Source organism: Crenobacter oryzisoli (assembly GCF_030385785.1).
Lineage (GTDB): Bacteria > Pseudomonadota > Gammaproteobacteria > Burkholderiales > Chromobacteriaceae > Crenobacter_A > Crenobacter_A oryzisoli.
Map to the genome: position 1 here is coordinate 108,849 of NZ_JAUEDK010000005.1, position 24,326 is coordinate 133,174.

Sequence of the window (24,326 nt, forward strand, 5' to 3'; positions counted from 1 at the left end):
GTTAATTCGTCACGCGCTCAGGCAGCGTCAGCTTGGATAGCCGGGTCAGCTGCAGTGGGTTTACCCCGCCGACCACCCGGTAGTTGAAGCGAACGGAATCGGCATCACCGGCATCGCCCTTGCGGATCCGCCAGGACAGCACTGCCGAGCCGGCATCCTCCTGTTCGACCTTGGCCTGGGCCAGTAGGCGCATCCACGCCATGCGTCCCTGTTGGCTACCGACCACGCTGGTCGCACCGTTGTAGGCCACCACCTGGATGCGAGCCCCGGCCTGCCCATTGCCCGGCCAGGTGAACGACTGCCACTGTTGCGGGCCGTTGCGGTAGCGCAGCTCCTGGCCGTCGATACCCAGTGAAATCTCGGACAGACCCGGCGTCGGCAACGGTTGCAATTCGAAACGGGTGTTTTCGCCATCCTGCAGCTGGTTATTGGCCAACGCCGAAAGTTTGCTGACCGCCGACAGGAACTCCGGATTGAAGCGCACCCCTTGGTTGCCCCAGCTACGCGGAACCAGTTCATCGCCCTTCTTCTGCACCAGACCGTTCAGATACTTGTTGATGAACTTGTCGAGCGTGCCGTCGTTCGGCTTTACGAAACGGTTGATCTCGGCGATCGACGCGGTATTGGGCGAGTCGCTGAACGGATACTTGCTGGCCAATTGCTTCCACTGCGGCAGCACTTCGCTGGCCCAAGCCTGATTGATGTCCGTCGCCAACGGCCCGACCATGCCGGAATAGGTCTGCACCAGCGGACGCACCAAGAGCGGACGCAGCGTCTCGCGCGATTCGGCCGACACCGAAGGCAGCAGGGAGTTGTCGACGTAGCTCAAGGCATCGGCCATTTCCGAGCCGGAGCCGTTCAGTGTCGCCTGCACCATGGCACGGGCCTGCCCGCCGGCATCATCGCTGGTGGCCGCTACGGCCAGCTTGGCCTTCAGCTTGCCCAACTGGGTCAGATAGCCGTCAATAGGCGCAGCGCCCTTGTCGGCCTTGACCAGTTGGGCGACACCGGCAAACTGACCACCGACCACGCCGTAGGGGTTAGCCTGCTGCTGTTGCTGCAACTGACTGTCACCGCCCTTCAGGAATTCGGCAGTCTTCTCCAGCACCGACTGCTTGGCGGTCTCCAGCGAGCGGTGCAGTTCGGATGGATTGTCCCAAGCCGTTTCGAAGGCGGCGCGCGACAAGAGCAGTTTGATCGGCGAGGTCTGCAGGTCAGCCAAGCGGCTCATCGCCGACGCCGACTGAGCCGGACCGCTGAAGTCGCGGATCGTGACGCCCAGCAGGAATTTCTTCCACTCGGTGACATATTCGTTGCGGTACAGGGTTTCGAGTGCGGCGCGGTTCTTTTCGACATTGCCGTCCTGGCCCAGGTTGTCCTGCATCGATGACGCCAGCACCCAGTCGTCACTGCGGATCTCGCCTTTGCTGGCCTCGACGATGGCGCCACGTACATACTTGTCCCAGGCTTCACGGGTGAACGCGCCATTGACCATCTGACTGCCCGCCATGATGTCAAGATCGCGGTTTTCGAGGATGCGCGCGACGGTCAGCGGGGCGAAGCGCGTGTTGGCGCGGGCCTTGATCTCGTTGTAGACACGCTCCTGCGCCGACAGGCGCTTGAGCGAGCCGCGCAGCACATCGCGGGCTGCGGCCACGACCTGCGGGTTGTTGTCGATGGTCGGCAAGTCCGGTGCCTTGATCTGGCTGACGTAGAACGCCACCAGCCTCTCGGCCACAGCCATCACCTCCGCTGTCGAGTACTGGCCGCGCTGGCTCTCCAGCCAAGGCCGCCAGTAACGTGGCAACTGGTCGATCAGGTGCGCCTCGTCCATCCGCTTGCGGTCGTGCAGCATCAGATAGGTCTTCAGCGCGTTGTAGCCTTGGTCGAGGCGCGGCGACGGTGCTGCCGCCATCGGTCCGGCCGAGGTTGGCAGGGCCGGCTTGCCAATCACAGCCGACGTCGCATACTGCCGCACCTCCAGATAGCTCAGATTGATGTTGGGCAGGCTGCGATGCGGAGCCGGGCGGTGCTTGGGGCGCGGAGCCGGCTTGACTTCCGGTTTAGCGACCGGTGCGGCCGGCGTCGTGACGACTGGAGCGGGAGTCGGTGCCTGCAGCGAGGTCTTGCCGAGTTCGGTCAGCGTCGTTTCCAGATTAGCCTGCACGGGCTTGAGCATTACTTCCTTCAGACCGGCAAAGTATTCCTGGCGCAGCGCCTGCTCAAGGCGCTCGCCCTGATAGAGCCCCAGCCCTACTTGCCATGGCGCGCCGTTCTTACGGTAGGCCTGCAACTCCTCCAGACGCCGCTGACGCAATTCGAGAGCCTTCAAGCGATCGTAAAGTTGCCCGGAACTCGCCAGCTTCTGGGCCTGCACCCGCTCGGCCTTGACCTGATCCAGCAAGGCCTGATTGCCAATAAAGGACCAGGTCCACACCCCGGCGATGACCGCCAGCGTCACCAAGCCCGCCAACATGCCAAACAAGCGCCAGCGGCCGCCACTCGGCCGGGTCTGGTTAGCGATCAAGTGCTGGTCCGGGAACACCACTTCGCGGAAGAAATCACGCAGGAAGTAACTGTACGAAGCCGGGGCCTGACGGGCTTCCTTGCTGGAAGCATCCAGATCAAACTGACCCTGAACTCGAACGGCGGTGACGATGCGCGGCACGCCCTCCTGCAAAGCACTGGTGAAATAGAAGCCACGTAGCAGCGGGCTACCGTGGTAGGGATCATCCTCGTGCAGCAGCTTGATGAATTTGACGACCGCTTCTTTCAGGCCATGAAACTCGATGGGGAAGGCGAAATGGGCCGGACGAACCTGGCTGCCGCGGTACTGAACCAGCTTTTCCTCGCCGATCTGCACCAAGCCGCGGTACAGCAACTCGAACTGCTGGCCCGTTACGGTGGCGATGTCGAAACCCGCGCCTTGGTCGGCGCTGAAGGTTGCACCCCAGACTCCGGTGCGTGCTTCTTCGCTGAAGTCCTCGAAGAACTGGGCGAAACCGCCTAGCAGGTCGAGCTTGGTGAACACCAGATAGATGGGCACTTGCAGGCCGAAAGTGGCGCCGATCTCGTGGATGCGCTCGCGGATCTGGCGGGCGTAGAGGGCGAACCCCTCGCTATTGTGCTGCGACAGTTCCGGCAGGCTGATCGCCACCAGGATGCCGTTGACCGGCGCGCGCGAACGGTGCTTCTTGAGCAGCTTCAGGAACTCCAGCCACTCCACCCGGTCCTCGCTCTGCGTGGCATAACGCCCGGCGGTATCGAGCAGCACCCCCTCGGTGGAAAAGAACCAGTCGCAGTTGCGCGTTCCGCCGACACCCTGAATGCCGCTCTTGTCGCTGAATGGAAAGGTCAGGCCCGACTGCAGGATGGCGGAACTCTTCCCGGCTGCCGGATGGCCGATGATCATGTACCAGGGCAGCTCGTAAAGCGCCGCACTGCCGCGGGCCGTGCCGATCTTCGACTTTTTCAGCGTATCGATGGCCCCCAGCAGGCGCTGGCGCAGCAACGTGACTTCGGCCCGCTTCTCGGAGCTGGCATTGATCACCGCCTCGTCAGCTTGTTTACGCAGCATGCCCTCGATCAGACCGCCGGCTCGGCGCGCCAGCAACTGACCGACCAGCAGCGTCGCCACCCACAGCAGCATGACGCCAACGATCCAGCCAAGGCGTGCCTCGACCGAAGCCAGCCCGAGCCATGGCCCCAGAAACCAGATCAGTGCGATCAGGATCAGAAACCCTATCGCTGAAGCCATCTTGGCGTTACGCAGCCAACCTTTCATAACCTACAACCACCTTCCCTTGAAAAAGCCGTTCCCGCACTAGTTACGTGCCTGTGCCAACCGCCTGACCGAACCAGGCCGCTCAATGTGTCCGTAATCCTTGAAGCTCCAGCGCCCACCCCAGGTCAGGCCAGCCGCCTCAGCCTCTTCACCCAGGACCTGGTAGGCCTGCATCGCCCAGGGGTCGCGCTCAGAAATCACCACCCTACCGTTGCGAATCGGCGCCAAGTCGACCGCCAGTCCGTACTGGTGCTTGCTCTGCCCTCCCCGGGCCCGAGTCACATGGTTTCCCTGCTCGGCCAATGCGTCCTGCCGCTCCGGGCTTCGATACCCTTCCAGCAGCACCAGGGGATAGCCTCGCACCTTGCATTTCTCCAGCACGGCCAACACCTCCGGCACAAAAGTCGGGGTCAGCTTGCTCCAATCGCGGTCCGCTGAACTTAGGTTTGGTCGCTCAGTAATCGCATTGATGAAAGCCTCAGGAGGAAGCGGAGGCGGTGGCACCAGTTTTTCTTCCATCAGCGCCAGCTTGATGTGCTCACCTGCCACATAAGCCCTCGGCTCAAACGAAGTGCCACGGTGATAGCGGTTCAGCAGCAGCGTTGCAGTGACGATGCCGCCAACAGCCACCAGGGTCAGCACTGGCCAGAGGGCCTGGCGACGCATCCGAGCACTTTTTGTCCAAGTCGAGACAAGCAATCTCACCCAGCGTGAGAACAACCGCCCCCTGACCAAGTCCGCCCTTGAAAAACCTTGCTCGCCTGGGCTTTCCCTCTTTTTCAGGGAGTGGCTTAACGATCTTGACTGAACCGCCCCAGCCCCTCCTGCAAGGAAGAAGCGCCAGCCGACCCAGATCATCAGAAGCATGACCAGCAGGAAAATCAGAAAAACGTAATATTTATATTGCATTCAAATTTCTATCGCCACGACACCATCCATGCTGATAGCATTTTTAGCAAAGCTGGCAATTTTACACAAATTTCATATGACAATGTGCTTTAAGCTACAATCGCACCAAAAAATTTTTGAGACTTTCGATAGCAAACGGTTACGAGTCGGCTCAAAGAACCTATCAGCAATGGATCTCAAGAAGATTCGAAGCGCTTGCCACCGCATGGCCGCACTAATTTGCATGGCATTTTTTGCAGGCTGTGCAGGCCCCAAAGACGTCAACGTTGTCGGGGAAGCCGCACCAGGCATCAACAGGAATGCTCAAGGCCAGCCCCTGTCTGTACTGCTACGCATATACCAGCTGAAGTCGTCGCAGGCGTTCAGCTACATGACATTTGACAGTCTCGCTAGCGGCAAACCTGAGAGCGAGTTACTGGGAAACACATTGATCAGCATGAAGGAAATGTTGCTGCTGCCCGGCGGCAAGGTGACCCTGCCAGACACACTGCAGGAAGAGACTCAATACGTTGGTGTAGTCGGACTTTTCCGCAGACCCGATGCCCATCACTGGCGGTTTCTGGTCTCTGCGGATGACGTTCGCAGCAAGGGACTGACTTTCCGGGTCCAGGACTGCTACCTGCAGCCAATCAAGCCAAAAAAGCAGCCGATTCCAGGGCAGCCCTCCGTCGTCAAGGCCCAATGTGAGTCACCGTACCGGTGATAGAAGCCAGACGCCCCGTACGTCGGATGAACTCCAGTCCCTATCAATGTTTCAGCAGGCCTAGGGCCTGAATAGATTGAGTGCACACGCAATGCCAAAAGCAAGACGAATTCTTTGGGGAGAGGGTATGTTCCTCCGCCCCCAGCACTTCCAGCAACAGACCTTGTTCCAGGATCAGCGCCTTGCCAAGGCGCTACAAATCAGCATGCGGCATGGCTGGGGGGTCCAGGAACTCGCCATAGACGAAACGGCCCTGCGCAGCGGCCAATTACGGGTCAACGCCCTGGCTCTTCAGTTTCGCGATGGCACCCTCTATCAGGCCCCTGGCGAGGAGCCATTGCCCTTGGCAAGAGACCTGAACTCCTTGCCGCAGGCAGGCGTTAGCACCGTGCTCTATGCTTGCCTTCCCCAATTACAGCCCTACGGGGGCAATACCTACTCAGGGGAGGGCTCTCCAGCTCGGCCGACTCGCTACCGCAGCGCCCAAGCCGATGTTGCGGACCTGTACACCCAGGCTTTGGAAACAGACCTGACCACGCTGGAACTCGATGTCAGGCTGATGCTGGAACAGGAAAATCGTGACGGCTATGACGCGATCCCCCTGGCTAGGCTGGAGAAGGACGCGACAGGCCAATGGGCTGTCGCCGGCGACTATCTACCGCCGCTGATGAACATCGAAGCCTCGACGGAACTGGGGCTGATACTGCGTCGCCTACTGGACATCTTGCTGGTTAAGAGCCAAGCGCTGGCTGGCGTACAGCGCGAACGCGCCAAAGACGTGATGGGCTATGGCACGACCGACATCAGTTCGTTCTGGCTGCTCCATACCGTCAATCGTAACTTTGCCCGCCTGAACCACCTGGCACGCAGCACCCCATTGCACCCTGAAGAACTGTATATGGCGCTGGCGGAGTTCTGCGGTGAGCTACAGACATTCTCGACCGTCTATTCCCTGTCCGACATCCCCGCCTACCGGCACGATGCCTTGCAGGAAGTACTCCCTATACTGGACCGACAGATTCGCGAACTGCTTGAAACCGTCATTTCCGCACGTTACGCGATCATCCCACTGCACTCGCCCAAGCCGTCGTTCCATATCGGCAGGCTGGAAAGCGATCGCCTGCTCGACAACGTCGACTACTACCTGTCTGTCCAAACCGAGCAGCCGGCAGCCTATGTCATCGACAACGTACCGTTGAAACTGAAGATCGGCGCCCCGGACGATGTCGAAAAGATCCTGAACTCTGCGTTGCGCGGCGTGGCCGTGACCCATGCGCCACAAACCCCGTCGGCGATCCCGGTACGGGTCGGCAATCACTACTTCGCCCTGGAACCACACGGCGACATTTTCCAGCGCATGCTCCAGTCGCGCAGCGTCTGCATTTACGTACCCCAGACGCTGACCAACCTGTCGCTAGAACTGATCGCAATATTCCGCTGAGGCTCTCATGAACAACCAAGCCAGCACCTTGCAAGAAGATCACCCTCTCACCGTCACTACCCCGGCTGCCCCCACTCTGCGTGAACTGCTCGAAGACGGTATCTACCTGCTGTTCCTGCTCAAGGACGGCAATGCCCCGAGCAGTGCCGTGGAGTTCAACCGCCGTGTCGACCACTTCCTCGGCCAGTACGAACGCAACGCCCGCAACTTCGGCAAGGATGCCGCCGAAATCGGCCAGGCCAAATTCGCCTTCTGCGCCCTGATGGACGAGATCATCCTATCGTCGGAATTTGCGTTGCGAGACGAGTGGGAGCGCATGCCTTTGCAGTTGCGTTTGTTCGGCGAGCACCTGGCGGGCGAGAGCTTTTTCGACCGGCTTGAGCAACTGCGCTCGAACCCGGCGACGCATATCGAGGCACTCGAGGTGTTCTACACCTGCCTGCTGTTGGGTTTCCAAGGCAAGTTTCTGCTGGAGGGTGAGGAAAAACTCGGCTACCTGACCCGCCGTGTCGGCCAGGAAATCCAACAGGTACGCGGCGGCAAGGCGGAATTCGCCCCCAACTGGCAACTGCCGCAACGCTTCCAGGCCTTCGTGCGCCACGAGCTGCCAATGTGGTTGTACTTCGCCCTGCTCGCACTGGCCGGCACCGGCATTTTCATCACCTATCGCTGGCTGCTGGCCAAACAGGTCGGCGCCCTGTTCGGTGGTTGATGATGAACAGCGCACGCCGCCATGTTCAGGTCATGCCCTCGGTGCTGGATCGGCTGCTCGACGACGAGCCCGACCTCCCCCACGTCACCGAGTCCATGCTGTTCGACCTGAACCAGTTCAAACGCGCCCTGGCACGGGATCTGGAAGCGCTGCTGAACACTCGGACCATGGAGTTGGCCGAACTGTTCGAGGCGCACCCGCTCGCCAACTCGTCGGTGCTGCAGTACGGCATCCCCGACCTGAGCGGCATCAGTCTGCTGAACCCGGACGATCGCGAGTTGTTGCGTGAGCGGCTGCGCCGCGCGATCGAACTGCACGAGCCGCGGCTGTCCCGCGTGCGCGTCAACCTGGATGCGCCGCGCGAGCTGGAGCGGCACCTGCGCTTTCGCGTCGATGCCGTCCTGCGGGTGCATCCGCACAAGCCGCCCGTCACCTTCGATGCCACGTTGCAGCTGTCCTCGAATGTCTATCGAGTGCAAGGCTGACCGCTCCCCTTAATAGAGACACGACATGGATCTGAGCCCCCTGCTTGCGAGCTTCGCCGCCGCCTTCACCCAGGACGCCCGCCTGCTCACCCTGCAACTGGGCGACGGTGCCCGCTGGGCCGACAGCCTGCTGCCGCAGACCCTCAGCGGTGAGGAAGCGCTGTCCGAGGCCTACCGCTACCAACTCACCTGCCTGTCGCCCGACACCGAACTGGCGCTGAAGGACTTGCTCGGCCAGCCGGTGCGACTGGCGGTGCAGGGCGCCGACGGCGCCGAGGTGGTGCGCTGCGGGGTGGTGTCGTCGGCACAGGCGCTCGGCAGCGACGGCGGCTTCGCCCAGTACGGTCTGACCATCGAGCCGCCGCTGGCGCTACTGCGCCACCGCCGCACCAGCCGGGTGTTCCAGGACCAGACCGTCCCCGACATCGTCCGCCAGGTGCTGGCCGAACACCGGGCCGCCAACCCCGGCTTCGCGCGGGTGCAGCACTGGGACTTCCAGCTGTCCGGCGAGGCGCCGCTGCGCAGCTACTGCCTGCAGTACCGCGAATCCGACTACGACTTTATCGTCCGGCTGTTGCACGAGGAGGGCTACCACTGGCACTTCGTGCATGACGGCGACGAGGGCGTGACCGAGCGAGGTAGCGCAGCGTCGCGAGGGAAGATGCCGCAAGTGACGCTGGTGGTGGCCGACGACCCCTACCGGCTGCCGGCCGCCCCACTCACCCGGGTGCGCTTCCACCGCAGCGATGCCACCGAGGCCGAGGACGGCCTGACCGACTGGACCGGCAGCCGCCAGATCGTGCAGGGGCGGGTCAGCCTCGCCAGCTTCGACTACCAGCCGGTGACCACCCAGCACAGCGGCGACACCTCCTCCGTCGAACAGGGCGACGGCGGGGCCGCGCTGCAGGCCAGCCTGGAGGACTACGATCCGCAGGGGCTCTACTACGCCGCCGACACCGAGCAGCTCGGCCGCTACGCCCAGCTGCGCCAGCAGGCCCACGACGCCCAGGCCAAGTCGTTCGACGGCGCCGGCTCGGTGCGCGGCCTGCTGGCCGGCGCCTGGTTCCGCCTCGACGGCCACCCGGCCCACGACGCCGACCCGGCCGAGCAGCGCGAATTCGTTGTCACCCGGCAGACCTTCACCGCCCGCAACAACCTGCCGGGCGAGCTGACCCGTCAGCTGCGCGCCGTCGCGCCCGGGTTGTTCGCGAATGAAACCGCCGACGCCCCGGCACCGTTCCAGACCCGTTTCCAGGCGCAGCGGCGCGGCCTGCCGCTGCCGCCGGCCTATGCGCACTCCGCCCAGGCCAAACCCACCGCCCGCGGCGTGCAGACCGCCACCGTGGTCGGCCCGCGAGGCAGCGATGCCGGATCAGAACAAGCCGCAGAGGTGCACACCGACCAACACGGCCGCATCAAGGTGCAGTTCCACTGGCAGCGCCCCGACGAGCACCCGACTATCGGCGCCCACCTCGACGACAAATCGTCCTGCTGGCTGCGCGTTGCCATGCCCAGCGCCGGCGCCGGCTGGGGCCACCAGTTCATCACGCGTATTGGCCAGGAAGTGCTGGTCGACTTCATCGAGGGCGACATCGACCGCCCGGTGATTACCGGCGTGCTGTACAACGGCAGCCACCCCACCCCCGCCTTCAGCGGCGCCGGCAGCCTGCCGGCCAACAAGACGCTGTCCGGCATCCAGTCCAAGGAACACCAGGGAGGGGCCTACAACGAGCTGCTGTTCGACGACACCCCCGGCGAAGTGCGCGCCAAGCTGTCCAGCGAACACGGCAAGACCCAGCTCAACCAGGGCTACCTGATCCACCCGAGGAGCGACGGCAAGGGCCAGCCACGCGGCGACGGTTTCGAACTGCGCACCGATCAGCACGGCGCGATCCGCGCCGCGCACGGTCTGCTGCTGACCACCGAAGCGCAGCCCTCCGCCTCCGGCAAACAGCTGGCGCGCGAGCATGCGCAGAGCCAGCTCGACGCCGCCTTGAGTCTCAGCCAGAGCCTGGCCGAGACCGCCACCGGCCAGCTGGCCGACAGCATGGAGACCGGCCCAGAGCAAACCCAACCAGACAACAGCAAAGGCGCCAAGAAAACCGATGGCCACCTGCACCACCACGCCGAGGCGCTCAAAGCCTGGGAGGCCGGCAGCAACACCGATCAGGACGGCAAGACCGCCAAAGACTCACTCCCTCACGACGCTTCGCTACCTCGTTCGGTCGCCGGCCAGCAACCGCTGCTGGTGCTGTCCGCCCCGGCCGGCATCGCCAGCGTCACCGAGCAGAGCCAGAGCGTCGCCGCCGGCACCAACCTCGACCTGGTCGCCCAGCGCGACACCAACCAGACCTCGGGTCGGCGCTGGATCCACAACGTCGGCCAGCACCTGAGCCTGTTCGTGGCGGGGGTGAAGGACGCGATCAGCCTGAAACTCATCGCCGCGAAGGGGAAGGTGCAGGTCCAGGCGCAGAGTGACAGTGTGGAGATGACCGCAGATAAGGACGTCAATCTCACCGCCATCAAGGGGCAGCAACTGTTCAACGGCAAGAAGGAAGTCCTGCTGACCTGCGGTGGCGCTTATGTACGGATCAAGGATGGAAAGATAGAGCTGCATGCGCCGGGCAAGGTGAGTTTCAAGGGAGGTAGCCATGATTGGAACAGGGGAGAGTCGCTGAGCATGCCCTACAAATCCATGCTACCAAAGCCAAAGTATGATGAAAAACTGAAACTAATACATCAAAGCACTGAGAAACCTCTTTCCGGAAAATATAAAGTCAACCTTAAAAGCGGCCACTACTTCGAAGGAATACTAGACAAAAATGGCGAAACATCTCGCATCCTTACAGACGCTGAAGAAGAAATAGCCTCTGTCGAGATTATCCCCAATGAAATTTTCCGCATCCGTTAAACTGGCAAACAATTAAATTTTATGAAAATCAGTGTTAAACAATCAAAAACAAATACAACTGACGGCTCTGTAGTCGAAGTTTATCAAAAAACAGGAAGACCATTAACTGATGGGGAAGAAAAAATGGCCAAATCTGTTTTTGGATCGCTAATCGATTACAACATAATAATCATACATAAAGAGAAATACATCTCCGTTCAAAATGATCAGGTTGCCATGACCCCTTTCGGTGAGATATTTTTTGGTGAAACACACGTTGACGATTTTTCAAAAGGAAACATCGGGGTTAAAAAACACTTCATACATGAAATGGCTCATGTTTGGCAATACCAAAGCGGCAAGATAGTTGCGGCTCGTGGTTTAGCATTGTGCGTAGGAACTGGGCTATCCGATATGATGGAAGCTGCCACAAGAAATACGCCTATTGAAAAGATAACAGACACGATTAGATCTACCATCGACCCATACATCTACTCCCTCGACCCCAGAAAAAAAATAGAAGACTACAATCTAGAGTCTCAAGCAGAAATAATTGCCGATTATTTCTGCACAATTATACTCGAACAACCACTTTATAAAGGCCTCAACAAAGAAAATCACCATAAAGCATATTTATACGAAGAGGTACTATCTAAATTTCTCGAAAAAGCGTCCATATAGGGAAAACAATGAAAAAATGGTCACTTGCATATTTTGCAGCCATTGTTTTTACCACTTACCTAGCTCTTTATTTTTTTTGCTATCTCAACCCAGACAGAACAGTAACAATAAAGAAATATGGGCCAGACTTACTCTTTGAATATAACCACCAAAGAAACATCTACAGCGTTGAAATTGTCAAAAGGGTAGACGGGAGAACCATTTCATCCACACCAACAGTAGATAGAAATGGCGATCCAATGCAATTCAGAGAATCAGTGCGATTCTTTGTTAAGAATTTAGCATCACCCCTAAAAAACAACACCGTCTACGTAGCTATGCTTAGCAACAATGAGGAGAATATTGTGGTAGGTGTATTCTGCATAAAGAACAGTACTGTACTGAACATCAAAAGAGGATGGTTCCCGGAATCAGACGAACAATTCGCTAAAAGATGTTCTTCATAACAGAACAATCAAATCACCCCCAGCTAACACACCAAGCCGTCACAATTTCAACCGACCGAAATTCAATTTCCGTACAACCACCAAAAAAATCACATCAACTATTATTTCGATAATTGAGAAAATATACACACTCTATTTTCTAAGAAATTGACATTCACTAAATGCTCGAATCCCTCCTCCCCTATTACGAACGCGAACTCGGCTACCTGCGTGAGCTGTCCGGTGAGTTCGCTCGGCGCTATCCGAAGATAGCCGGCCGCCTGCAATTGGAAGGCGACCAGTGCGAGGACCCGCATACTGAGCGGCTGATCGAGTCGTTCGCGTTTCTTGCCGCGCGCATTCACAAGAAGCAGGACGACGAGTACCCGGAGATCGCCGGCAGCTTCCTCGACGTGCTGTACCCGCATTACCAGCGGCCGGTGCCCTCCTCCACCATCGTGCAGTTTGAATGCGACCCGCAGCGGCCGGAGATCGCCAAACGCTATCGGATCGATCGTGGCCAAGCGGTGCATGCGCCGGCGATGCAGGGGGTGGTGTGCAAGTTTCGCAGCAGCTATCCGGTGGACCTGTATCCGCTGTCACTGACACAGGCCAAGCTGGAGCTGACCAGCAGTTCGGCCTACCTGCACCGCATGGCGCCCGATGCGGCGGCGGTGCTGACGATGGAGTTCCACACCCACGGTGGGCTGCCTATCGGTGACATTGGCCTCGAGTCGCTGCGCTTCTTCCTCGACGGCGAGCCGGCACTGATGCACCTGCTGTACGAACTGCTGTTGTCCGACGTGCTGCGGGTGCAGGTGGGAGACGGCAGCGAGAACCCGGCCACCACGCGTGAGCTGCCGGGCAGTTGCATTCAGCCGGTGGGCTTCGGGCGCGACGAGGGGATGCTGGAATACGACGAGCGCTCGTTCCTCGGCTACCGGCTGCTGACCGAATACTTCTGCTATCCGGACAAGTTCCTGTTCGTCGACTTCCTGCGCCTAGGCGAGGTCGCGGCGCGGCTAGACGGAGAGCGGTTGGTGATCCGCTGCTTCCTCAAGGACTATCCGGACAGCGAGCGCCATGCCCGCCTGCTGGCGCAACTGCAGGCCCAGCACCTGAAACTCGGCTGCACGCCGATCGTGAACCTGTTCGTGCAACCGGGCGAACCGATCCGCGTCACCCATCAGAAGGCGAGCTACCGCGTACTGGCCGATGCGCGCAAGCAGCAGGCGTTCGAGACCATCCAGCTGCGCCGTGTGGTGCGGGTGGAAAAATCCGGCGACAGCGAGACCAGCGAGGAGATTCCGCCCTTCTACGCGATCCGGCACGGCAGCGAGCGCAAGGCGCCGCGCTTCTACTGGCATGCCAGCCGCGAGGATTCGCCGCGAGCGGACGACAAGGGCACCGACCTGGAGCTGCATCTGGTCGATCTGGATTTCGACCCAGTGCGCCCGGCGGCCGAGGTGCTGAGCCTTGAGCTGTTGTGCAGCAACCGCGATCTGCCGGAGCAGATTCCGTTCGGCGGCAGCCAGGCGACGCAGCGCACCGACTTCTCGCTGCCGGGCCACTCGGTAGTGAAGCGCGTCCGCCTACTGCGAAAGCCCGGTGCCAGCCAGCGCAGCCCGCTCAAGCGCGGCATGCAGTGGCGGCTGATCTCGCATCTGTCGCTCAACTACCTGTCGATCATCGACACCGGCAAGGCGGCGCTGCAGGAGATGCTGACGCTGTACAACCTGACCGATTCGCCGGTGAACGTGCGGCAGATCCAGGGCATCGTCGGCATCGCCAGCCAGGCCGCGGTGACGCGGGTGGCGGGCCGGGATTTCACCGGCTTCGTGCGCGGCACCGAGGTGGAGCTGACGCTGGACGAGGACTACTACGTCGGCGGCAGCGTCTATCTGTTTGCGGCGATCCTGGAACGCTTCTTCGCACTGTACTGCGCGCCGAACAGCTTTACCCGACTGCGCGTGCGCACCGTCCAACGCAACGAGGAGGTAGCCTCATGGCCAGCCCGAGCCGGCGAAGCCCTCGTGATCTGAGCGCGGAGCTACACGCCGACGCCAGCCAGTTCGGCTTCTTCCAGGCGGTGCGCCTGCTGGGCCTGGCTGCGCACAAGCGTGGCGAGCGCCGTGGCGCGCTACCGGCCAAGCTGCGTTTTCGCACGTTGGCGACGCTGTCGTTCCCGCCGAGCGAACTGGTGCGCTACCGCCCCGAGCTGCAGGAGACGCCGGCGGTAGCGCCCGTCGACGAGATGGCAGTCAGCTTCATCGGCATGACCGGCCCGTCCGGTGCCCTGCCCACCCATTACACCGAGCTACTGATCGAACGGCGCCAGCAGTACCGCGACACCAGCCTGCACGCCTTCCTCGACCTGTTCAGCCACCGCGCCACCGCGCTGTTCTACGGCGCCTGGCGCAAGTACCGCTACTGGATCGGCGTGGAAGCCGGCGAGCAAGACGGCTTCACCCGCAACCTGCTCGATCTGGGCGGCGTAGGCCTGTCGCAGCTGCGCGGCCAGCTGGGCGACGAGGTGGAGCTGGACGAGAACCTGTTCCTCTATTACGCCGGCCTGCTCAGCCAGAAACCGCTGTCGGCGCAGGCGCTGGAGACACTGGTCGAGGGGTTCTTCGGCGTGCGCGCTCGGCTGGAGCAGTTCGTCGGGCGCTGGATGAACGTGCCGGCCGACGAGCAGAGCCGGCTCGGCGGCCAGGCCTGCGAGCTGGGCGTGGCCGCCTTCGCCGGTGATCGCATTTGGGACCGCCAGACCAAGCTGCGTCTGACGCTGGGCCCACTGCGCAGCGCACAATTCGACGCGATGCAGCCGGGCGGCCCCGGCGCCGTCGCGCTGAAGGCACTGCTGCAATTCGCACTGGGCCACAGCCTGGCAGCCGACGTGACCCTGGTGCTGGACCGCATCGATGTGCCGCCGGCCCGCCTTGCCAACGACAACGGCCTGCGCCTGGGCGGCAACTGCTGGCTCGGCCCGCAGGCTAGCGACCCCGACGACATGCGCTACGAGCTGTTGCACTGACCCGTTACCGATTGAATCGAACTGGAAATCACCGAATGTCTATTCCGATCAAAGCGCTGATCGAGCGCCTGACCCCGACCGCCCGCCAAGCCATCGAACAGGCGGCCAGCCGCGCGCTGTCGCGCACCCATTTCGAAGTTGAGATTGAGCACGTGCTGCTGGCGCTGCTCGACCAGGACCACAATGCGGCACTGACCGCGCTGCAGGCGCTGGGCACCGACGTTGGCCGAATCGAACAGGAGCTGGAAGCGGCACTGGACGGCTTCCGCAGCGGTAACAACCGCAACCCAGTGTTGTCCGCCTGGCTGCCAAAGTGGCTGGAAAAGGCCTGGCTGCTGGCCAGCGCTGAAATGAACCAGGACACGGTATCGACGCTCGACCTGCTGCTGGCGCTGTGGCGTGACGAGGCGCTGCGTGGTGCGGTGCAAGCCAGCTCCGCCAGCCTGGTACGCCAGGACGCTGGCCGAATCCAGGGCGGTTATGCCGCGCTTCGCCAGCACGGCGGTGAGCCGGGCAATGTCGCACCGGACACCGATGCGGCGGCCGAGGCACCCGCCGCCCCGCAGGGCGAGGCCGGCCGCAAGCGCGGCAGCCCGGCGCTCGACAAGTACACCATCGACCTGACCGCCCAGGCCCGCGCCGGCAAGCTCGACTTGGTACTGGGTCGCGATGTCGAGATCCGCCAGATGATCGACATCCTGATGCGCCGCCGCCAGAACAACCCGATCCTGACCGGCGAACCGGGCGTGGGCAAGACCGCGGTGGTCGAGGGCCTGGCGCGCAAGATCGTCGAAGGCCAGGTACCGCCGGTGCTGGCCGGCGTCTGCTTGCGCACGCTGGACCTGGGCCTGCTGCAGGCCGGTGCCAGCGTGAAGGGCGAGTTCGAGAACCGGCTGCGCCAGGTGATCGACGAGGTGAAGGCCAGCCCGGTGCCGATCATCCTGTTCATCGACGAGGCACACACCCTGATCGGCGCCGGCGGCGCGGCCGGCCAGAACGATGCGGCCAACCTGCTGAAACCGGCGCTGGCGCGCGGCGAGCTGCGCACCATCGCCGCCACCACCTGGGCCGAGTACAAGAAGTACTTCGAGAAGGACGCCGCCCTCGCCCGCCGCTTCCAGGTGGTCAAGGTCGAGGAGCCGGCCCCCGAGGTGGCAGTGCAGATGGTGCGCGGCGTGACCGGCGCGATGGCCGAACACCACAAGGTGGAGATCCTCAACGAGGCGGTCGCCGCCGCGGTGCATCTGTCCAGCCGTTACATCACCGGCCGCCAACTGCCGGACAAGGCGATCAGCGTGCTCGACACCGCCTGCGCCCGCGTGGCGCTGTCGCGCGCCGGCAAGCCGGGCCCGATCGAAGACGTGTCGGTGCTGATCGCCAATATCGATCGCGAGATCGCCGCGCTGCAGCGCGAGGAAGGCCACGCCGAGCGCATCGCCGAACTGGAGGCGCGCCGCGTCGAGCTGCAGGCCGATCTGGACCAGCTGCACGCGGCCTGGGAGGCGCAGCAGAAGCTGGTCGACGAGATCGATGCGCTCAAGCAAGGCGACGCCAAGCCGGCCAAGGGCAAGAAGGCCAGCCCGCTGCAGAGCAGGCGCAAAGAGCTGCGCGCGCTGCAGAAGACCCAGCCGCTGGCGTTCGAGTGCGTGGACGAGAGCGTGATCGCCGACGTGATCTCGGGCTGGACCGGCATCCCGCTGGGCCGCATGGTCAGCAACGAGCTGGCGCAGGTGCAACGCCTGGCTGCGCTGTTGGCCGAACGGGTGATCGGCCAGGACCACGCGCTGGCGCAGATCGCCGAGCGGGTGCAGATCGCCAAGGCCAATCTGGAGGACCCGGGCAAGCCCAAGGGCGTGTTCCTGCTGGTGGGCCCGTCCGGTGTCGGCAAGACCGAGACCGCGCTGGCGTTGGCCGAATCGCTGTACGGTGGCGAGCGCAATCTGATCACCATCAATATGTCGGAATACCAGGAGGCGCACAGCGTGTCCGGCCTGAAGGGCTCGCCGCCGGGCTATGTCGGCTACGGCGAGGGCGGCGTGCTGACCGAAGCGGTGCGCCGCAAGCCGTACTCGGTGGTGCTGCTGGACGAGGTGGAAAAGGCGCATCCGGACGTGCTGGAGCTGTTCTTCCAGGTGTTCGACAAGGGCGTGCTGGAGGACAGCGAAGGTCGCGAGGTGGACTTCAAGAACACTATCATCCTGCTGACCTCGAACACCGGCACCGATCTGGTAATGCGAGCCTGCGAGCACGGCGTGACGGTGGAAGGCGAAACCCGCGAGCCGAGCGCCGAGGACCTGGTCGAGATCCTTCGGCCGACCTTGCAGAACACCTTCAAGCCGGCCTTCCTCGGCCGCCTGACCATCGTGCCCTACTTCCCGATCGGCGACGAAGTGCTGCGCCAGATCGTCGCGCTGAAGCTCGACAAGATCCGCCGCCGCATCGCCGCCAACCACGGCGCCCAGGTCGACTTCCCGGACGAGTTGGCCGAACAGCTGGCCAGCCGCTGCCTGGACGTGGACAGCGGTGCGCGCGATGCCGATGCCATCCTTACCCGCACGTTGCTGGCGCGCATCTCCAGCGATCTGCTGGCACGGATGGCCAGTGGCAAGCCGGTGAAGAAGATCGCCGTCGCGCTCAAGGGCGAGGAACTGAAAGTGCGCCTGAGCTGAGGAGCCGTCTGCCATGTGGAAACTACTGGGACTGTTCATCGCGCTGCTGATCGGCTGGTGGGGCACGCTGTGGCTGGGCCTGCCGCTGAGCTGGCAGCGCATCAGCCCGACCGCCCTGTTGGCGCTGCATCTGGCCCCGCCGGTGCTGCTGCTGGCCGCCTGGCGGCTGTGGCTGCGCTGGCGGGAAAAGCGCCAGGAGGAAGAGGCGCAGGCCGCCGAGACAAAGGCCGAGGCCGATCGCCAGGCCCAGCGCGACGCGGCCCGGGCACGACACCAGCAGGCGCTCGACGAGCGACGCGTCGGCGTCGCCTGCCGCTGGCTGTGGAGTCGCGCCCTGCCCGCCAAGGAAGCCCCCGCCTGGCTCGGCGAGGTGGTAGACGGCTGCAACTGGTCGGTGCTGGAAGCCGACGAGCTGGAGCCAGACGAGGTGCTGACCGCGCTGTCCCCACACCTGAGCGAGCTGTTCGCCGAGCTGTATGCCACCGCGCCGGGCACTGCCTGGCTGCCGCTCTATTTCGAGGCGATCCCGAGCCAGAGCGGCATCGAGCAGCTGGAAACGCTGCGCCAGCTGCAGCAGCAGGTCTTGGCCGAACAGCTGCCGGACGAGCGGCTACCGGCGCAGCGCGACTGCCGCTTCCTGCCCGGCACCGGGCCGCTGGCCAACCGCATCCAGCAAGTGCTGCAGCAGGATCCGGCGCTGCCGGGCCTGGTGGTGCTGGCGGCCGATGCACCGCTGGCGCTGCTGGACGAGGGGGACGACTGGGGCGAGCCGGCCCCGGCGGTGCAGCAGGCTCGTCGCTGGCAGGGCCAGCCCGGCGCCGCGATCAGCGCCCTGCTGTTCCTGCGCCAGAGCCTGCCCGACCCGGCTGAGCCGGAGGCGATCGATGCGGACCAGACCGACCCCTACCAGCCCTATTGGGAGAAACCGCTCACCGACCAGGGCGGCAGCTGGGGCGGCGTGCCGCCGCGCTGGCAAGCGTCCTTGGCCGAACTGCCGAGCCTGGCCGAGCTGCGCCTGGCCGAATCGACCGAGATCACCGAGCAGAAGGGCCTGGCCCGACAGATCCAGCCGCTGCTCGACAACGCGCTGGTCAACGCCACCCTGCTCGACTACCCGTTCAGCGAGGACGAGCGCGACCCGGCCGTCGACCAGGCGGAAACACTGGCCTGGCTGGTGCACAACAGCGGCGACGCCGATGTCGGCGGCCACCGGCTAGCGGCAGTGGCCACGGCGCTGAGCCACCACGCGGTGGAACTGAACCCGATCGACGAGGCCAGCAACAGCGTGCGCGAATGGGGCGATGTCGGCGCGGCTGCGCCGGTGTTGCTCTACAGCATCGCGGTGTCGCACAGCGCCCGGCTGGAGGCGCCCGCCGTGCTGGCCCACTTCGACCCGCAACACCTCAACCTCGGCTTGGTGCGCCCCGTCGCCGCGCCGCCGGAACCCGCAGAGGAGCAAGCCGCATGAAACCCGCCATCCGTTTGGGCGACCCGACCAGCCACGGCGGCAGCGTGGTCAGCGCCGCGTCCAGCACCACGCTGTTCGGCAAGCCGGTGGCCTGCGTGGGCGACAAGGTGTCCTGCCCGCAGCAGGGCCACAGCAACTGCACCATCGTCGAGGGCGACTCGACCTGGCTGGTCGGCGGCAAGCCGGTGGCGCTGGACGGCCACAAGACCAGCTGCGGCGCGGCGCTGATCTCGACGCTGCCCGAAGTCAGCAGCGGCTGAGCCCGTGGCTTCGCTCCTCCTATCACGACAGGCAAGCTTAGAACGATGGACAATCTAGAAGACAAATTCACCACCCTGATGTCGCCGATCTCGGCCGATCAACCGGCCGGCGCAGACCTGAATTACTCGCCGCTGTTCGACCAGATCCGCGAAGCGCGGCGTAGCGACGACCCGTCGCTGGCGCAAGGGGAATGGGAGCAGGAACTGAAGGTGGCCGAATGGCCCAAGGTGATCCGGCTGATCGAGGATGCCCTCGCTACCCAGAGCAAGGACCTACAGCTGGTGGTGTGGTACATAGAGGCGCTGTGCCACACCCGCGGCTTCGACGGCGTGTGCTTCGGCCTCGACATCCTCGACACCTGGCTCGAACACTATTGGGTCAACGGCTATCCGGAGTTCGACCCTCACGACCTGGACGAGCGCATCGGCAAGCTGGAATGGCTGAACAGCCAGCTGAGCCTGGCCTTGCACCGTGTGCCGCTGACTGCCCTGCATCACGGCGGCTATTGCTGGAACGACTGGCAGCAGTCGCGCGAGGTGGAAAACCTCGGCTTGAAGAACGCCGAGGCGCGTGAGAAGGCGATCGCCGAGGGCAAGCTGTCCGGTGAGCTGTTCGACAAGAGCGCCACCGCCTCGGGCGCGACCTGGTACCAGGAACTCGCCCAACTGATCGACAGCGCCCAGCATGCCTACCAACGGCTGGACAGCCGGGTGGTCGAGCGTTTCGGCGACGATGCGCCGAGCCTGTCCGAGCTGCGCAAGGCGCTGAGCGACTGCCAGGACGTGATCACCCGCCTGCTGCAACAGACCGGCGGCGCCAAGCCGGCGGCCGCCGCTGCCACAGCCCCAACCGACTCGAGCAAGAAAGCCGCCATGCCGTCCTCTCCAGTCGCCGCCGCCCATGCCGCCTCGACGCCAATCGCGTCCGGCCCGATCGCCAGCCGCACCGATGCGGTGCGGATGCTGGGCGAGGTGGCGCGCTATTTCCGCACCAACGAGCCGCACAGCCCGGTTGCGCTGTTAGCCGAACGGGCAGCACGCTGGGCCGAAATGAGCCTGGAGGACTGGCTGCAGCATGTGATCAAGGACGACTCGACGCTGCACCAGTTGCAGGAGCTGCTGGACGTGAAATCCAACTGAGCGGCCACCCGGACCGGGTCCACGACAAACGGCAGCCCCAGGGGCTGCCGTTTGTTATTCGGCCGACGTTGAAACTGTCCCGCCCTACGCCCGCACCAGCAGCTTGCCGAGGTTGCGTCCCTCGAACAGACTGCCCAGCGCCGCCGGCAGCTGCTCGAAGCCGTCGACGAGGGTTTCCTCGAACACGATCTCGCCGTTCTTCACCCAAGGCGCCACCTGGGCGACCATCTCCGGCATGCGGAGCAGGAAGTCGCGAGCCAGGATGCCTTGGATGGTGGCGCGCTGGAACAGCATATGCTGCAGGAAGCGCGGCGCCAGGTCCGGCGTGTCGAGGCCGCCGTCGTACTGGCTGATCGCCCCGCAGATCACGATGCGGGCGCGGCGCTTGATCAGCGGGATCACCGCGTCGGTGACGCGCCCGCCAACATTGTCGAAATACACATCCACCCCACCGCTGACGCGCTGGATCTCGGCGGCGAGGCCCTCGACATCGGCGAACGCCTTGTAGTCGACCGCAGCGTCGAGGCCCAGCCGTTCGGTCAGGAAGCGACACTTGTCGGCGCCGCCGGCGATGCCGACGACCTTGCAGCCGGCGCGCTTGCCGAATTGCGCCACCAGCGAGCCGACCGCCCCGGCCGCACCGGATACCACCAGCGTGTCGCCTGGGCGCGGCCGTCCGGCCTCCATCAACCCAAACCAGGCGGTGCGCCCCGGCATGCCCAGCACGCCCAGCGCGGTGGTCACCGGTGCCTGTGCCGGGTCCAGCTTGGTCAGCTCGTTGGCGTGGCACTTCGCGTAAAGCTGCCAGCCGTTATAGCCGTACACCCAGTCTCCCTCGGCGAATCGCTCGCTCGCCGACGCCACCACCCGGCCGACCACGCCCCCCTGCTGCACGATGTCGAGCGGGTGCGGCACGTCGTAGGTGTCGCGCTGGTGCTGCTGGATGCGCATATACGGATCGACACTAAAATAGTGCGCCTGGACGATCACTTCATTGTGGGCCAGCGCGGCGGAGAGCTGGCTCTCGCGCAGCTCGTAGTGCTCGGGGCCGACCCGGCCCTCCGGGCGTTTGACGTAGAACCACTGACGGTTGACAAAGGATGGCGCGTTCATGGACTGCTCCGGGATAGGAATATGGCCGCTATCGTGCTAGATTTTCATGAACTTTTGTTCAATCAATTTTCAATAAAACAGTCTCAAAAAGACATGATAGACCTGAGCTGCCTGCAACACTTTCTGGTGGTCGCCCGCCAGCCCAGCCTCGCCGCAGCGGCCGAGGAGTTGTGCCTGACACCGAGCGCGATCTCAAAGTCGCTGCGCCGACTCGAAACGCAACTGGCGACCACGCTGTTCGACCGCGAAGGCCGCGCACTGCGGCTGAACAGCGACGGCCAGCGGCTGCTAGAAAAAGCGGTACCCCTGCTGGCTGCCGCCTCCCAACTGCACGCCGACTTCGCAGGGGAACCGGATAGCTTCAAGTGCCGGCTGGTAGGGCCGGCATTGCTGCAACTGCGCTGGGGACAGCAGCTGGCCACACACCTTGCCGAGTGCCATCCACTGGCAGCGATAAGCTTCGATGTGATGGACGAATCCGCGGCACTGGCTGCGGTGCTGTCCGGCGACGCGGACCTGGCGCTGGTCACGTTGACCGAAGGGCGCCGGCCCGACGCGCGGCTGAGCACTCGCCCGCTTGGCGAGACCGAGTTCCGCGTCGCACTCGGCGCTCGCCACCCGCTGGCCGGAGCGGTGAGTGCCCCGCTCGCTACCGTGCTGCAGCACGACTTTGTTGCCCCTATCCACCCGCCGTTCGCGTCGCTCGACGGGGAACCCGCCACTGACGGTTGGCGTGATGACCTGTTTCCCCGGAAGATACGCTACCGCAGCGACGACGCGCTGTTGACCCGTGAACTGTTAGCCAACGGCCGAGCGCTCGCCTACCTGCCCGACTATCTGATCGCCTCGCTGGGCCTCGCTATCCTGTCGATCCCGGATTGCCCGTACCGCTGCCACCAGCAAGTGATGCTGGTGCGACGACGCCAGCCGGCGGCCAGCTGGATCGCTCCATTTGCCGATTCGGCCGCGTTTACCCCTGCGCCAGCGCTTGCGTGTGGTGGTGCAAATGGTCCTCGATGAAGCTCGCGACGAAGCAGTGCCGTGATCGTAGCCGGCATGATAATGCAGCATCAGGGCTGACCGGCCTCAAGGCAGGCATCCTCGAATAGCTCGGGCTTGAGATAAATGGCGGATCAGCTCGCAGGTATCGTGCTGAGTCCAACTGACCTTATCGTCGCCCAGATAAGCCACAAACGCCTTCTGTCCCCAAGGCCACCGAGTCGGGGCGACCAGTGCAACGCCCAATTCGGCGGCATAGCGCTGAGCACTGGCCTTGATCGCGAAAATCTCCTCGCTGCAGGTCAAGCCGGGGCGAGGTAGAACAGAGCCGGCACCACTCTCTGACGCGCCTGCGGCAGCAGGTAGACGGCAAAGTGCATCGGCAGGTCGATAATGGTCGAGTCGTGCAGCGAGAAACACTGCACACCGCCGAGGCAGCGGTGTTCACAGGGCAGTTTCATCCTACCTCCTCAGAACAGCACCACCGAACGGATCGACTCGCCGCGCTCCATCAAGTCGAAGCCGTCGTTGATCTGCGCGAGCGTCAGCCTATGGGTAATCAGCTCGTCGATGTGAATCTTGCCGTCCATATACCAGTCGACGATTTTCGGCACGTCGGTACGGCCGCGCGCACCGCCGAATGCAGTCCCCTTCCAGACGCGGCCGGTGACCAGTTGGAACGGCCGGGTGCTGATCTCCTCGCCGGCGCCAGCCACGCCGATCACGATCGACTGCCCCCAGCCCTTGTGACAACACTCCAGCGCTTGGCGCATCGTACTCACATTGCCGATGCACTCGAACGAATAGTCGGCACCGCCATCGGTCAGTTGCACGATCGTATCGACGACGTTGTCGACCTTGTTGGGGTCGATGAAGTCGGTCATGCCGAACTGCCTCGCGAGCGCTTCACGGCGCGGATTGATGTCTATCCCGATGATCCGGTCCGCGCCGACCATCCTGGCGCCCTGGATCACGTTCAGGCCGATGCCGCCGAGGCCGAACACCACCACGTTCGCCCCCGCCTCGACTTTGGCGGTGAACAGCACCGCGCCGATGCCGGTGGTCACGCCGCAACCGATGTAGCAGACCGTGTCGAATGGCGCGTCATCGCGAATCTTCGCCAGCGCGATCTCCGGCACCACGGTGTAGTTCGCGAAGGTCGACGTGCCCATATAGTGGAACAGCGGCCTGCCATCGATGGAGAAACGCGACGTGCCGTCCGGCATCACGCCGCGCCCCTGGGTGGCGCGGATCGCCTGGCACAGATTGGTCTTGCGCGACAGACAGAATTTGCACTGCCGGCATTCCGGTGTATAAAGCGGAATCACATGGTCGCCCGGTTTCAAGCTGCCCACGCCATCCCCCACTTCCAATACCACGCCGGCACCCTCGTGACCGAGAATCGCCGGGAACAGCCCCTCCGGGTCGGCGCCGGACAGGGTGTACCAGTCGGTGTGGCAGATGCCGGAGGCCTTCACCTCGACCAGCACCTCTCCGGTGCGCGGTCCTTCCAGGTCGACCTCTTCGATGGTCAACGGGGCGCCTGCCTGCCAGGCAACGGCAGCTTTGGTCTTCATGATCTGGACTCCTTAAGTGAACGGTACGCGCGTGGC

The 24,326-nt window shown here is 63.2% G+C and carries 19 protein-coding genes; 14 read left to right on the top strand and 5 right to left on the bottom strand.

All coding sequences use genetic code 11. The features are described from left to right. Window position 1: 1 nt before the first annotated feature. Together tssM and QU481_RS04465 are read right to left on the bottom strand one after the other, a co-directional pair. Complete coding sequence (gene tssM / locus QU481_RS04460; RefSeq protein WP_289828690.1) at window positions 2-3,784, bottom strand: type VI secretion system membrane subunit TssM; 3,783 nt, start codon at window positions 3,782-3,784, stop codon at window positions 2-4. Between the two features lie 39 nt (window positions 3,785-3,823). Further along, entirely contained in the window at window positions 3,824-4,693 is an 870-nt protein-coding gene (locus tag QU481_RS04465) for a M15 family metallopeptidase (RefSeq protein WP_289828691.1), read from the bottom strand. 28 nt (window positions 4,694-4,721) lie between these two features. Between QU481_RS04465 and tssJ the strand changes: the two genes are divergently transcribed. The 13 genes from tssJ to tssA all read left to right on the top strand — a co-directional run bounded on the left by tssJ (window position 4,722) and on the right by tssA (window position 20,601). Next, window positions 4,722-5,396, top strand: a complete 675-nt coding sequence (gene tssJ, locus QU481_RS04470; RefSeq protein WP_289828692.1) for a type VI secretion system lipoprotein TssJ — start codon at window positions 4,722-4,724, stop codon at window positions 5,394-5,396. 91 nt (window positions 5,397-5,487) lie between these two features. After that, entirely contained in the window at window positions 5,488-6,837 is a 1,350-nt protein-coding gene (gene tssK / locus QU481_RS04475; protein WP_289828693.1) for a type VI secretion system baseplate subunit TssK, read from the top strand. Window positions 6,838-6,844: 7 nt separating this feature from the next. Beyond that, window positions 6,845-7,549: a type IVB secretion system protein IcmH/DotU gene (gene icmH, locus QU481_RS04480; RefSeq protein ID WP_289828694.1), complete on the top strand. Its 705-nt coding sequence runs from the start codon at window positions 6,845-6,847 to the stop codon at window positions 7,547-7,549. Further along, window positions 7,549-8,034, top strand: coding sequence for a type VI secretion system baseplate subunit TssE (gene tssE, locus QU481_RS04485; RefSeq protein WP_289828695.1), 486 nt, complete (start codon window positions 7,549-7,551; stop codon window positions 8,032-8,034). Before icmH ends, tssE begins: the two co-directional genes overlap by 1 nt. A 25-nt stretch (window positions 8,035-8,059) precedes the next feature. Next, window positions 8,060-10,945, top strand: coding sequence for a type VI secretion system Vgr family protein (locus QU481_RS04490; RefSeq protein ID WP_289828696.1), 2,886 nt, complete (start codon window positions 8,060-8,062; stop codon window positions 10,943-10,945). 21 nt (window positions 10,946-10,966) lie between these two features. After that, window positions 10,967-11,605 carry a hypothetical protein gene (locus tag QU481_RS04495; protein WP_289828697.1) on the top strand — a complete coding sequence of 213 codons (639 nt, stop codon included), beginning with the start codon at window positions 10,967-10,969 and terminating at the stop codon, window positions 11,603-11,605. An 8-nt stretch (window positions 11,606-11,613) separates the two neighbouring features. Next, window positions 11,614-12,051: a hypothetical protein gene (locus tag QU481_RS04500; protein ID WP_289828698.1), complete on the top strand. Its 438-nt coding sequence runs from the start codon at window positions 11,614-11,616 to the stop codon at window positions 12,049-12,051. Between the two features lie 161 nt (window positions 12,052-12,212). Beyond that, window positions 12,213-14,072 (top strand): type VI secretion system baseplate subunit TssF, encoded by a 1,860-nt coding sequence (tssF, locus tag QU481_RS04505; RefSeq protein ID WP_289828700.1) that lies wholly within the window; start codon window positions 12,213-12,215, stop codon window positions 14,070-14,072. Beyond that, window positions 14,036-15,064, top strand: a complete 1,029-nt coding sequence (gene tssG / locus QU481_RS04510; protein WP_289828701.1) for a type VI secretion system baseplate subunit TssG — start codon at window positions 14,036-14,038, stop codon at window positions 15,062-15,064. Before tssF ends, tssG begins: the two co-directional genes overlap by 37 nt. 35 nt (window positions 15,065-15,099) lie before the next feature. Beyond that, on the top strand, window positions 15,100-17,733 hold the full coding sequence (gene tssH, locus QU481_RS04515) for a type VI secretion system ATPase TssH (RefSeq protein WP_289828702.1): 2,634 nt from the start codon (window positions 15,100-15,102) through the stop codon (window positions 17,731-17,733). 13 nt (window positions 17,734-17,746) lie between these two features. Beyond that, entirely contained in the window at window positions 17,747-19,201 is a 1,455-nt protein-coding gene (locus QU481_RS04520; RefSeq protein WP_289828703.1) for a hypothetical protein, read from the top strand. Beyond that, window positions 19,198-19,461 (top strand): PAAR domain-containing protein, encoded by a 264-nt coding sequence (locus QU481_RS04525; protein WP_289828705.1) that lies wholly within the window; start codon window positions 19,198-19,200, stop codon window positions 19,459-19,461. The genes QU481_RS04520 and QU481_RS04525 overlap by 4 nt, the downstream gene beginning before the upstream one ends. A gap of 45 nt (window positions 19,462-19,506) precedes the next feature. Next, window positions 19,507-20,601: a type VI secretion system protein TssA gene (gene tssA, locus QU481_RS04530; protein ID WP_289828706.1), complete on the top strand. Its 1,095-nt coding sequence runs from the start codon at window positions 19,507-19,509 to the stop codon at window positions 20,599-20,601. Between the two features lie 84 nt (window positions 20,602-20,685). Here tssA and QU481_RS04535 read toward each other — a convergent pair whose 3' ends face one another. After that, window positions 20,686-21,714, bottom strand: coding sequence for an NADP-dependent oxidoreductase (locus QU481_RS04535; protein ID WP_289828707.1), 1,029 nt, complete (start codon window positions 21,712-21,714; stop codon window positions 20,686-20,688). Window positions 21,715-21,807: 93 nt separating this feature from the next. Between QU481_RS04535 and QU481_RS04540 the strand changes: the two genes are divergently transcribed. Beyond that, window positions 21,808-22,734: a LysR family transcriptional regulator gene (locus tag QU481_RS04540; protein WP_289828709.1), complete on the top strand. Its 927-nt coding sequence runs from the start codon at window positions 21,808-21,810 to the stop codon at window positions 22,732-22,734. Window positions 22,735-23,015: 281 nt separating this feature from the next. On the opposite strand, the gene QU481_RS04545 is transcribed toward QU481_RS04540, so the two are convergent. Together QU481_RS04545 and QU481_RS04550 are read right to left on the bottom strand one after the other, a co-directional pair. Further along, entirely contained in the window at window positions 23,016-23,174 is a 159-nt protein-coding gene (locus QU481_RS04545) for a hypothetical protein (RefSeq protein ID WP_289828710.1), read from the bottom strand. A gap of 9 nt (window positions 23,175-23,183) precedes the next feature. Continuing rightward, on the bottom strand, window positions 23,184-24,290 hold the full coding sequence (locus QU481_RS04550; RefSeq protein ID WP_289828711.1) for an S-(hydroxymethyl)glutathione dehydrogenase/class III alcohol dehydrogenase: 1,107 nt from the start codon (window positions 24,288-24,290) through the stop codon (window positions 23,184-23,186). Window positions 24,291-24,326: the final 36 nt, after the last annotated feature.